At 49.8% G+C, this 10984-nt stretch carries 8 protein-coding genes, 1 tRNA gene, 1 other RNA gene and 1 pseudogene; 3 read left to right on the top strand and 8 right to left on the bottom strand.

Annotation, left to right across the window (positions count from 1 at the left end; all coding sequences use genetic code 11):
• Nucleotides 1-162: 162 nt before the first annotated feature.
• From recR to ffs, 3 genes are all read right to left on the bottom strand, one after another.
• The gene (recR, locus tag EFB02_RS03150; RefSeq protein WP_122820142.1) at nt 163-759 is read right to left on the bottom strand and encodes a recombination mediator RecR; all 597 of its coding nucleotides are present in this window, start codon (nt 757-759) and stop codon (nt 163-165) included.
• A gap of 21 nt (nt 760-780) precedes the next feature.
• Nucleotides 781-3321, bottom strand: a complete 2541-nt coding sequence (locus tag EFB02_RS03145) for a DNA polymerase III subunit gamma and tau (protein ID WP_122820141.1) — start codon at nt 3319-3321, stop codon at nt 781-783.
• A gap of 56 nt (nt 3322-3377) precedes the next feature.
• Nucleotides 3378-3473, bottom strand: an RNA gene (ffs, locus tag EFB02_RS03140) — signal recognition particle sRNA small type.
• Nucleotides 3474-3810: 337 nt separating this feature from the next.
• Between ffs and EFB02_RS03135 the strand changes: the two genes are divergently transcribed.
• Nucleotides 3811-3895: transfer RNA gene (locus EFB02_RS03135), tRNA-Ser, on the top strand.
• Nucleotides 3896-4224: 329 nt separating this feature from the next.
• Nucleotides 4225-4914, top strand: a complete 690-nt coding sequence (locus tag EFB02_RS03130; RefSeq protein ID WP_122820140.1) for a DUF3800 domain-containing protein — start codon at nt 4225-4227, stop codon at nt 4912-4914.
• Between the two features lie 234 nt (nt 4915-5148).
• On the opposite strand, the gene EFB02_RS08660 is transcribed toward EFB02_RS03130, so the two are convergent.
• Complete coding sequence (locus EFB02_RS08660; protein ID WP_147471020.1) at nt 5149-5355, bottom strand: hypothetical protein; 207 nt, start codon at nt 5353-5355, stop codon at nt 5149-5151.
• Between the two features lie 125 nt (nt 5356-5480).
• Here EFB02_RS08660 and EFB02_RS03125 point away from each other — a divergent pair.
• Nucleotides 5481-6528: pseudogene (locus EFB02_RS03125) on the top strand (NAD(P)-dependent alcohol dehydrogenase).
• 387 nt (nt 6529-6915) lie between these two features.
• Here the strand turns inward: EFB02_RS03125 and rbsK are convergent.
• From rbsK to deoC, 4 genes are read right to left on the bottom strand one after another with little or no spacing between them, the layout of a single operon-like run.
• A complete protein-coding gene (gene rbsK / locus EFB02_RS03120) occupies nt 6916-7818 on the bottom strand; it encodes a ribokinase (protein WP_122820139.1) in 903 nt (300 codons plus the stop codon).
• Nucleotides 7819-7820: 2 nt separating this feature from the next.
• Nucleotides 7821-8831 (bottom strand): aldose 1-epimerase family protein, encoded by a 1011-nt coding sequence (locus tag EFB02_RS03115; RefSeq protein WP_234992710.1) that lies wholly within the window; start codon nt 8829-8831, stop codon nt 7821-7823.
• A gap of 11 nt (nt 8832-8842) precedes the next feature.
• Nucleotides 8843-10243: an L-fucose:H+ symporter permease gene (fucP, locus tag EFB02_RS03110; protein ID WP_122820137.1), complete on the bottom strand. Its 1401-nt coding sequence runs from the start codon at nt 10241-10243 to the stop codon at nt 8843-8845.
• Nucleotides 10240-10893 (bottom strand): deoxyribose-phosphate aldolase, encoded by a 654-nt coding sequence (deoC, locus tag EFB02_RS03105; protein ID WP_122820136.1) that lies wholly within the window; start codon nt 10891-10893, stop codon nt 10240-10242. The genes fucP and deoC overlap by 4 nt, the downstream gene beginning before the upstream one ends.
• Between the last annotated feature and the right edge of the window lie 91 nt (nt 10894-10984).

The following is a 10984-nucleotide window of genomic DNA, read 5'->3' as shown; positions in this document are numbered from 1 at the left end:
GCTACTATTCGTCTAACTATCTTCAACAATTGTAGGCAGATAGCTACACTGAAGTCTTAGCGTCTCAAATTTGCTGGTCAGTAAGCAAACACACATGTTTAGTTTTACTTATACCCACCTATCTGGGACCTATGCCAGGGTGTTATTTACAGAAACTAGCGGTTAGTTGGCGCGGCGCCGCCCCTCCAGCGCGCGCCCTAAAGTAACTTCATCCGCATATTCCAGGTCGCCTCCCACCGGCAACCCTGAAGCCAGGCGAGTCACTTTAACTCCTAGGGAGGAAATCGTACGGGTTAGGTAGGTAGCCGTAGCCTCGCCCTCAATATTGGGATTCGTAGCAATAATAATTTCTTGTACAGTAGCACCACTGAGACGTTTTAGTAGTTCACGCAAGCGCAACTGTTCCGGACCAATCCCATTTATTGGATCAATCGCCCCACCCAACACGTGATATAAACCGCGATAAGCACGGGTACGTTCAATTGCTCCCACATCCTTGGCCTCTTCAACTACACAGATCACCGCCTGATCTCGCTGAGGATTACGACAAATCGCGCAGAGTTCCTCTTGGGAAATGTTGCCACACTGGCTGCAAAATCGAATTTTTTCTTTAGCATCCACTAAGGCTTGTGCCAAAAGTTTTGCTTCATCTTTAGGGCGCGAAAGCACATAAAAAGCAATTCGTTGCGCTGATTTTGGACCAATCCCCGGCAGTCGCCCCAGGGCGTCAATTAAATCTTGCAGGGCACCGTCATACATAGGTTTTTCGCTGCTCTCTTTCTAGTTGTTGGCAGAATCGTTAGCTACCGTCTCGACTATCTTGCCACCAAGCAAAGATTTCGCGACCTCGACTCCCCAGCGCCCGCCACTGTCGTCGAGCTCAACATCCGGATCGGACAAGTCCGGCAGGTCTTCCTCAAATGGAGGCTCTATAGGGGATTCTACGGCGATCTCATCCCCTGGAAGAGCCTTTTCTTGAGGACGTGGGGCAGCAAAAGACTCATTTCCCGCGCGAGAAGCCCCCGGCGTTTCCTCTCCCTGCGTTACCGGAAGCGAGACTGGTGTTTGCGGACTTGCTGCACGCGGAGCAACCAGGTCCTCACCGCCGCGCGGGGCTGCGATTTCTTCCTTGGGCTGGGTCGCCAAGACTTCGGGTGCCTCCCGGAGCCGAGAACTGAATGCATCAAGATTTTGTGGAGTTCCTTCCTCTGAAGTCGGTGCAGCATGGTCGATAATCCAGCTATCCCCAGCCACGGAGCTATCCCGCCCCTCTAACTGGTTAACTGTTTTTCCAGATTCACCTATGCTTTCAGCTTTTACAGTAGCTACATCCTCAACAGTTTCTGTGGGTACTGGAAACTCACCATTCACAGTAGGAAAGGGAGGATTTTCCGTCCCGCTGCTATCGCCCAGATCTTCTGGTTCCGGAGGATAGAATTCTTCTTCTGGCGGGGCTTCATCTTCAATTTCGGATGCTTTTTCTGATGGCAACAATAATTTTACCTGCGACAGCACTTCGCTAAGAGCCGGGGCGAAACCGTCATTACTTCCGGAAAGCAACTGCACCTCCCAACTTTCTGAAAGTTCCTCGGCTAGACATTTTTCTAAGGGCGCCAGTTTATTTTTTAAATAGTCAACGGTTTGAGGACTATCGGTTAACAAGGTAAGTCGATTATCTTGTGCCCCACCAATCTGTAAGTGGCGATTACAAGTTGACCACAGCCGTGGATCGACCTCTTGCAGCCGCAAACTCACCTTCCCCCAAGCCTGCAGCATCTGCCAGTATTGTTCCCCTTTTTCAACCGGCTCCACCCCGCCAGTCTGCGGGTTTTCTGGAGCGGATACAGCCGATGTCTGTTCTTCCTTTGGCAGGCTGCTTTTCATCGGGCTCTGTGCTAGAGGAGCAGCTACCGCGGGGGTGGTTTGCTTATCTGAAGTTACCTTTGGACGAGGAGCAGCAAGTTCCGACACGCCATTTCGCGGAGCTGCAGGTACGCTCGTCGAAGACACTACTGTAGCTGCACTCATACCCGAATTTTTATTAGCAGGAGGTCGCGGAGCGCTAACACTTTGCGTAACGTGCTGAGCACCCGGAGAGCTAACGTGGTTTTGAGAATTGGAACGCGCTGGCCGATGTAAGGCGGCCATGGCGGCTTCTGCCCCACTAAGAGAACCAGAGGAGGAAGCTCCCCCTCCGTCTGCTCCTGCCACCGGGCTTTCGGGAGGCAGTAATAGCCGCGCCGCCAGTAACTCTACTTGCAGACGCGGGGCAGTTGCTCCGGTTAGTTCTGTCAAGGCGGTATTAGTAAGGTCGCTCGCGCGAGAGATTCCTGCAGTTCCCCATCGCGCGGCTTGGGTTTGCATAACTGCTAGTTGATCTGCGGGAGTACCTGCCAGGGCTGCCTGTGCATCCTCAGGAGAAGAAACCGAGAGTACCAGCAGGTCACGCAAGCGAAGCAATAAATCTTCCAAGTAGCGGCGAGGATCATGTCCCCCTTCAATCATTTTCGCGATTACCTCAAATAACGCTGCGCCATCGCGGTCAATAACTGCATCGACCGAGCGTTCCAAAATGGAACTGTCGGTGTATCCCAACAGTGCAGAAGCAGTTCCGTAGGCCAGTTTCCCGTCCTCAGCACCCGCCATTAGCTGGTCTAGTACCGAAAGCGAGTCACGTACCGAGCCCGCTCCCGCCCTCATCACCAGTTGCAGCACCCCGGGAGCTGGATCAATATTTTCCACCTCGCAGAGTTTCGCCATATATTTTTCCATAATCTCTGGCGGAACCAGACGGAAAGGATAGTGGTGGGTGCGGGAACGAATAGTGCCGATTACCTTATCAGGTTCGGTGGTAGCAAAAATGAACTTAACGTGTTCAGGGGGTTCTTCCACGATTTTTAGCAGAGCATTAAATCCCTGTTGGGTAACCATATGGGCTTCATCCAATATAAAAATCTTGAAACGGTCACGGACCGGCGCAAAGCCTGCCCGCTCCCGCAGCTCCCGAGCATCATCAACCCCATTGTGACTGGCCGCATCGATTTCTACTACATCAAGAGAACCGGATCCTCCGGTCGCTAAATCTTTACAGGATTCACATTTGCCACAAGGAGTGTCAGTGGGGCCTTCAGCGCAGTTCAAGCAGCGAGCCATAATTCGCGCTGAGGTGGTTTTCCCGCACCCGCGTGGTCCAGAAAAAAGATATGCATGACTTATCCGCCCCGAACGCAGCGCCGCCATCAATGGCTTGACCACATGATCTTGCCCAATCACGTCTTGGAAAGTGTCTGGCCGATAGCGGCGATAAAGTGCGATGCTCACGGCTCTACTGTACTAAAGCCCGGCCAATGGCGGGGTACCTGCGGAGTGATTGGGATAAAAAAGACCCTTCACGCACCCGATAGCGCACCCTTATCCTTGCTGCCTTCCGGCCCTGGGGAGGTTCGAATGATATCGCCGCGTGAAGGATCTCCCCTAGTTTAACTTAGGAGGGCACGATCTGGAAACGGAAGGTCAAATGCAGCCAGCATTTTCCTGACAGCGAGAGGAAAAGCTGCAGACATTAGACGAAAGCACTGATTAAAAAATGAGGACGCTAGTATTCTCCCGCAGGAAATACAGGTGCGGTTTAGGAAGCAAATAGAAAAACAGCTTTAAAGGCCGTGGTGACGACAATTCCTTCTTTCCCCTTAAGGCAAATATAAGGTTTTTATAGTCACAAAGTTGCCTACTCGTGGCGGGCTGTGTTCGACTACTCATTTCCTAAATCGACATTAGCTAGGGCATTTCGGTAGACTCAAACTTGTGCTTGGAGGTATCGCCTAGCGGCCTATGGCGCTCGCTTGGAAAGCGGGTTGGGTGCAAGCCCTCGGGGGTTCGAATCCCCCTACCTCCGCCGATGCCCTCGCCGATAGTTTTCTCTGGCGAGGGGTTTAGTGCTTTAGGTTTGGACTAGCTCGCATCAACTCCGGGCAAACTGCACATTGTTCCCATTAAGGTGGAAGCTACTAAGACGTACCTGCGGATGAATACCAGATTATTATCCAAAATTAAGACAGAGTAGATTACTACTTGGCGTAGCGGGGTTATGGTGTTAAATTTATGAATGCAGGCATTAGAGTGCGCTGTATACTCAAGGAACCGAATTTACGTTTAAGCGGTCTGTAAGGTCGCCGGCCTTGGGGGAGCCACCCCACAGCGGGGTGGCTCTATTAGAATATAACTGTGAGTATTTTTGTCTACGCTGACGAGTCGGGCGTATTTGATTATTTACATAATGACTATTTCGTTTTTGGCGGTATTCTTCTTTACTCTAAGGATCAGCGGGACATCATGGGGAGAAAATATTTAAAAGCTGAACGAGATTTAGGTAAAAATGCTCGCCGCTCAAAAAATGGTGAGTTAAAAGCATCTACGCTTAGTAACGCTCATAAAGGTAGGCTTTTTCGTTCCCTTAACCAGGTGTGCAAGTTTGCGGTTGTAGTGAGGCAGCAAAGCATTCTTGAATCTATTTTTTCTCATCCGAAGAGTAAACAACGTTACTTAGACTATGCTTTTAAAATCGGTCTCAAACACGTTATTGTCACGCAAATAAGCGAAGGTGTTATTCCCCAGGACTATTCAGAAGTTATTGATGTGCGAATGGATGAGCACACAACAGCTACCGATGGTCGTTATGAGCTCAGAGAGGCATTAGAGGCTGAGTATAGAATCGGTACATATAATGCGCAGTGGAATAAGTATTATCCCCCGATTCTACCTTTATTGAGTGGGGTGAACTTTTGCTTGCGCGACTCTGCTAAGGATCCTTTGATTAGAGCTGCCGATATCGTGGCAAATAGAGTTTTCCATTACGCTACCCTGGAGAAACTACCGGAACTGCGCAATAAAGTTATTATCAAGGAGTTACCTTAGACGGCGGTATCCATTGTAGATACCGAGCCCGTACGTCTATACGCCCTCAACACCTCACGACGCTGCTCTCGGGAATACGAAACATTTATAAAACACTCTCCAATATTCTGTCCACACCCCAAAATGGGCATTAGCCCCTCCAAAAAACATGGAGCAGAGTAAAGCGGACATCAAGAAGTTGGGTCGCCCCTTTTTGAGGGGCGACCCAAACTGCTATTTAGTTGTTCCTACCAGTTACTGCTGTTTACGGCGGCGAACCATGACCGCGCGCAGTTCCTTGCCCATACCATCTTTTATTACTGTGAACTCGGGAAGCATCTGAGATGCAACCAAAGTAGTCAGCAGCAACCGGGAGCGAACGACCGTAATCCCCCCGAGCGGCGGACACTTCTTACAGTCATAGCCCAAGCTGAGCAATGTTTTTCGGAGGTATGACCTCACTCATACAGCACTTCCGTAGCCTTGAGTGCCTTTGCGGTAACAAAATCTTTACGGTAGCACTCCTGCACTAGGCGAGACAGCGGGCTATGGTTGAAAGCGATAACTTTTTCTTTTAAGGAGCAGCAATGACCCAGGTAAAAGCCTACGCAATGGACTCGGCCACCTCGCCCTTCCACCCCGTCACCCTCGAGCGACGCGAGCCGGGGCCCACGGAAATCTACTTCGAGATCAAATACGCCGGGGTCTGCCACTCCGATATTCATACTGGGCGCGGGGAATGGGGAGCGGTCATCTACCCCCTCACCCCCGGTCATGAAATCGCCGGTATCGTCACCAAAATCGGCTCCGAAGTAAATAAGTTTGCTGTCGGGGATCGGGTAGGGGTCGGTTGCTTCGTGGATTCCTGCGGCAAATGCGAGGCCTGCCAGGCAGGAACCGAACAATTCTGTAATGGCGAAGGCGGGACTATCTGGACTTATAACTGCATCGGGCGCGACGGGATCCCCACTGCCGGCGGCTATTCCACCGGGATCACCGTGGAGCAAGACTATGTGTGCCGGATACCGGACGCGATTCCTCTGGAAAAAGCCGCCCCGATTATGTGTGCCGGGGTGACCCTATATTCCCCGCTGAAACGGTTAGGAGCCGGCCCGGGCAAAAAAGTTGCGATTGTAGGCATGGGAGGGCTCGGTCATATAGGGGTACAGATTGCCGCCGCCCTGGGAGCCGAAACCCACGTCATTTCCCGCACTCGCGCCAAAGAAGAGGACGCGAAACGCTTTGGGGCAGTTGCGCTACACCCCACTTCCGAGGACGGGACTTGGGAAAGTATGCACTCCCAGTTTGACCTGGTGGTATCGACCCTTTCGGACGGAGTGGAAATCGATCAGCTGCTAGATTGTGTAAAACCCGAAGGCGTCGTGGGGATTGTGGGGTTACCGGAGAACCGCCAGTCCTTCGCCATAGGTAACTTAGTGGGCAGGCAAAAAACGCTGACCGGCTCCAATATCGGCGGTATCGCCCTCACCCAGGAAGTACTGGACTTTTGTGCCGAAAAAAAATATCGCGCCGCAGGTAGAGATTATTTCCGGCGAGCAAATCAATCAGGCCTGGGATAACGTGGTAGCCGCTAAGGTGCGCTACCGCTACGTAATCGACACCGCTACTTTCTAGAGGTGCCCAGCCGCGTTGGTTTCGATACCGATACCTCAGTACTACTTGATTGTCGTGCGAAACTGCCTGATGACGACAAAGACGCTCAGCGATAAACTTTTCAGAATATGAAGTCTAATCAGTGCAAACCACCAGGATAATAAACAGTACACCCTAAGGAACGCTCAGCTTAACCCAGAATTCTTACTCTCAGCTTTCACTCACCGTGATGGCGATAATGCCGTTACCCTTCCTACCCCGTGGAGAAAGGGTAACGGCATTATCAAGCTGGCTGGCAAAGAACCGAATAATATGCCCTCGTAGCTTTGATGCTGCGTGCGCTAATCTAATGCGACTGCGCATGTACACTGTTCATGCCAACCACACTGAGCCTAGGAAAACGGTGGACTAACGGAGGTTTAGCTCTTCAGCCGTAGCATAGGAAGTTTGCGTACCCCGCTTAGTTACTGCATCGCCCGCATAGATATTAGCCTTGCGAATCGACTCAGCAATGTCACCAGTCTGCGTCCAACAATGACTAAAGCAACCAATGAAAGCGTCACCTGCCCCGGTAGTGTCAACTGCCCTGTCAGAGGTTCCTTCAATTAGCTGTTCTCCGGCTTCACTAATCCACAAGGCGCCCCGTGAACCCAAAGTGACAATCACATTCGGAATTCCCGAGTGAGTAAGCACTTGCCCTGCGGCACGTATATCTTCTTCGGATTCTACCGGCATCCCAGTTAGTAAAGATAGTTCACTCTCATTTGGCACGATGAACTCTACGTTTTTTACCTGCTCTAACGATAGTGAGGGATCGGCTGGAGCTGGGTTCAACAGAATCGGAATACCCAATTCATTGCCTAATCGTATAGTCGCATATACCGTTTCTAACGGAATTTCCAGCTGCATCACGATTAGTTTACATTCGGCAATTTGTGCCTTGGCACGTTCCACATCCTCGGGAGTTAACAATGCGTTTGCTCCCTTGACAATTATGATTGAGTTACGGGATTGGGGGTCAACAAAAATTGGGGCGACCCCCGAGGTAGCATCCGTACGCATAACAAATTCGGTGTCGATACCGTTCTCAGCAAAGTTTCTTATGGTGTTGTCTGCAAACATATCGTTGCCTACTCTGGTGACCATCAAAACTTCCGAGCCCATCCGAGAAGCTGCTATGGCCTGGTTCGCACCCTTACCACCACAACCCATTCGAAAATCTGGAGCCTCTACGGTCTCGCCTTCATGGGGCATTCGATTGATATAGGAGATTAAATCGACCATATTCGAGCCAACTACTGCAATATCCATTTCTAGTTCTCCTTGATGCCGGTAGTTACTTGGAAAGTGCGAGCTTCCCCAGGGGCAAGTTCAATTAACGTTCCAGCTTTACGAGCCGCTTCGCGCCCTTCTGGACGTGATGTCCCGGGAAGCGCAAACGCAGCAACTTTTTGATCTTCGTTATGCAATATCCACCGCGTTATCACTGGGAAACTCTCGGTACTAAAACGGGTTTCAAATACCGTCCCGTCCCGGCAGGTCATTTCTAAAATTGCTTCTTCGGTCAGTTTGTCTACTCCATCAGCGAAATACACAATCTCCGGATCGAACTCTTCAGCCTTTTCCAAGGAATTCGCGTCCCGATTACCGGCTTTTATATCTGCGTTCAACTTCAACCATTTTTCAGTTGGTTTAACATGCGCCGGCACAGATTCCCGTAATTTGAACGCATCTGCAGGCAAGTTTTGGGTAATTTTTCCGCTTGGTACGAACGCGTAGTTAATATGGCACATATATTGCAGAGGCATAGAGGCGTACTTAGACATGTTTTGCACCCGTAGCTCAATATCGAACATGGATGAATTCTGATGCAAAGTCACCGAGGGATTGGCTACGTAGTGATCACCAAAACCCTTCAAGTATTCGCGGCAAGAAACTACGCGAATGGCATTGTTTGAAATAATCAATTTCGCCGAGTCCATGGGAGCGCATGCAAATTCACCATGCAACGGATGGTTATCCCCCTCGCCGGGGCAACCAGCGGCAAGCAGCCCCGAATGGAAAGCAAAGCAGCCGTAGGTGTCCTCAATCAAGGTCGCCGGTTTAGGCTCTGAAAACATGTTTTCCATGCGCAGGCTGTGACCGCAAAACTCTGCATCCCAGATAATTTGTCCCATGAAGGGTAGAACCTCAACATATCCGAGCGAGTTGCGGATAGTTAGTGAAGCAACTCCGGATGAGTAAGTTTTCGTGGTTACCGACCACTGCTCTGAATGCAGTATTTCCGTCTCTAACTGCGTAAACAGGGATCTTGGTAAATTCATTTCATATTGCATTAGATTTCACCCTTTGGAGAAGTTTTATAAGAGGAATAGAAGTACATCAATACGGCACCGAAACAAAAGAGATTAACGGCAAAAGAAATCTGCATCGAGCCAGTCAGATCAGAGACCAGCCCCTGTACTGCAGGAATAACCGCCCCACCAATAATCGACATGACGATTATCGCTCCGCCGGTTTCGGTATAGCGTTTATCTTCGATTGAATCTAGCGTGCGCGAGTAGATGGTTGCCCAACACGGCCCGAACAAAAACGAAACCAACACCGCAGCATAAACTGCTGTCATATTAGGAACCAAGATCACATACGCTAACGCGCCCAATCCACAAAGAGAGTAGCCGACGAGAACTAAATCTTGATTAAACCGGGTCATCAAAAGATTTGCTAGGAACTTTCCTAAAAAGAACCCAATAAACGCAAAGATCATGAAGTTAGAGGCTGTTCGCTCATTGAGAGAGTGATCCAGATTTAGCGCGAGCCTAATCGTAAAGGACCAAACCGCTGTCTGCATGCCAACGTAAAGGAACTGAGTCAGAATACCAGCTTTAAATCTACGGTTTCCGGCCAAGTATTTTAGGGTCTGGAATATGGTTGCCTTCGTGGTCTCTTTCGCGTTATTTACCACAGGCTTACACTTTGGGAACTGCGTAATCATCACCAGAATCAGGATTACCAACAAGATTAGAATGATTACCCGGTAGGGATGCAGAGTGCGTTGTAGCATTTCCCGAGCAAACTGTTGCGACTCTGCAGCAGTAAGATTTGCCATCTGCTCATGCAGCGCGGCACCTTCGGAAAAAATCAAGTACTTGCCCAGTAAAATTCCTCCGATAGATCCGAGAGGATAGAAAGTTTGGGAGATATTTAGTCGTAGGGTGGAATATTTTTTCGGTCCAATCATCGACGAGTAAGTGTTACAGGACGTCTCAAGGAACGATAATCCAATTGCAATCGCAAAAAGTGAAAACAGGAATACTGAATACGTTGCCATGTGGGAAGCCGGGAAAAACAGTGAGCAGCCGATGATATACACACTCAGACCAACCATGATTCCAACTTTGTAGGAGGTGGAGCGGATTACTTGGGAAGCAGGAATAGCAATAATAAAATACCCACCGTAGAATGCCGACTGCACAAACGCGGAAGCAAAGTCAGAAAGAGTAAAAATTGACTTGAACTGTGTAATCAAGATGTCGTTGAGGCTGGCAGCTATCCCCCACATGGGGAAGCAAATCGACAGTAAGAGATACTGAAAAATAGGGGTTCGCGAAAGGTAACCGTCGGCTAACTGCAGCGTATTATCCTTTATCAACCCTCGGCTGTTATTTACTTGTCCTTCGGGTGTTTTTTGCCCAGGCAATGATTGCTTTGGCAAAGTTTCCACATCTATACTCATTCGTTCCCCCCCAACAGTTTCATTCCGGCAGAGGCACCAATACGGTTAGCTCCTGCGGCGATCATTTCGTCCATGACGGCAGCGGTTCGAATCCCGCCAGATGCTTTAACTCCCATATTCGAGCCAACAGTTTTACGCATAAGCTCCACTGCATGCTCACTTGCACCTGATTGTGAAAAACCTGTAGAAGTTTTTACAAAATCTGCGCCAGCCTTTTGTGCGCATTCGCATGCATTCACGATTTCTTCATCCGTGAGCAGGCAGGTTTCCAAGATGACCTTCACTAGAACCCCAGTACCAGCTGCTTGGACAACACCAGCAATGTCCAGCTGAACTGCGTGCCAATTTCCATCTTTGACTGCCCCCAGGTCTATTACCATGTCGACCTCTTGCGCTCCGTCTGCAACGGCATGGGCAGTCTCAAATTTTTTTACCTCTGTGCAATGCGCACCAGAAGGAAATCCGATTACTGTACAGACTTTAATATCACTACCGGAAAGCTCACGCTTCGCCAGCGAAACCCTATTGGGGCTTACACACACCGACCAGAATCCTGCAGTTTTAGCCTCTTCGCACAGCTTCTTTACCGCTTCAGCTGTTGCATCTGGCGCAAGCAGGGTGTGATCAATTAGTTTTGCTTTATTGGTCATGTCTACGTCTCCTTCGACTTCATGCAAGTCTTGGCTGACTTGTCACTGGTCTCACGCTACTTTGCTGCCCCAGCCTATAGAACGAATTTTT

This window comes from Varibaculum vaginae (genome assembly GCF_900604285.1).
GTDB classification, from domain to species: Bacteria; Actinomycetota; Actinomycetes; order Actinomycetales; family Actinomycetaceae; genus Varibaculum; species Varibaculum vaginae.
The sequence above is the reverse complement of the archived record's forward strand: the minus strand, read 5'-3'. Positions and strand labels throughout refer to the sequence as shown.

Bases quoted from the DNA above. Each gene is read 5' to 3' on its own strand.
- recR (WP_122820142.1), bottom strand. From the start codon at position 759: ATGTATGACGGTGCCCTGCAAGATTTAATTGACGCCCTGGGGCGACTG.
- rbsK (WP_122820139.1), bottom strand. From the start codon at position 7,818: ATGGATATTGCAGTAGTTGGCTCGAATATGGTCGATTTAATCTCCTAT.
- deoC (WP_122820136.1), bottom strand. From the start codon at position 10,893: ATGACCAATAAAGCAAAACTAATTGATCACACCCTGCTTGCGCCAGAT.
- fucP (WP_122820137.1), bottom strand. From the start codon at position 10,243: ATGAGTATAGATGTGGAAACTTTGCCAAAGCAATCATTGCCTGGGCAA.
- EFB02_RS03115 (WP_234992710.1), bottom strand. From the start codon at position 8,831: ATGAATTTACCAAGATCCCTGTTTACGCAGTTAGAGACGGAAATACTG.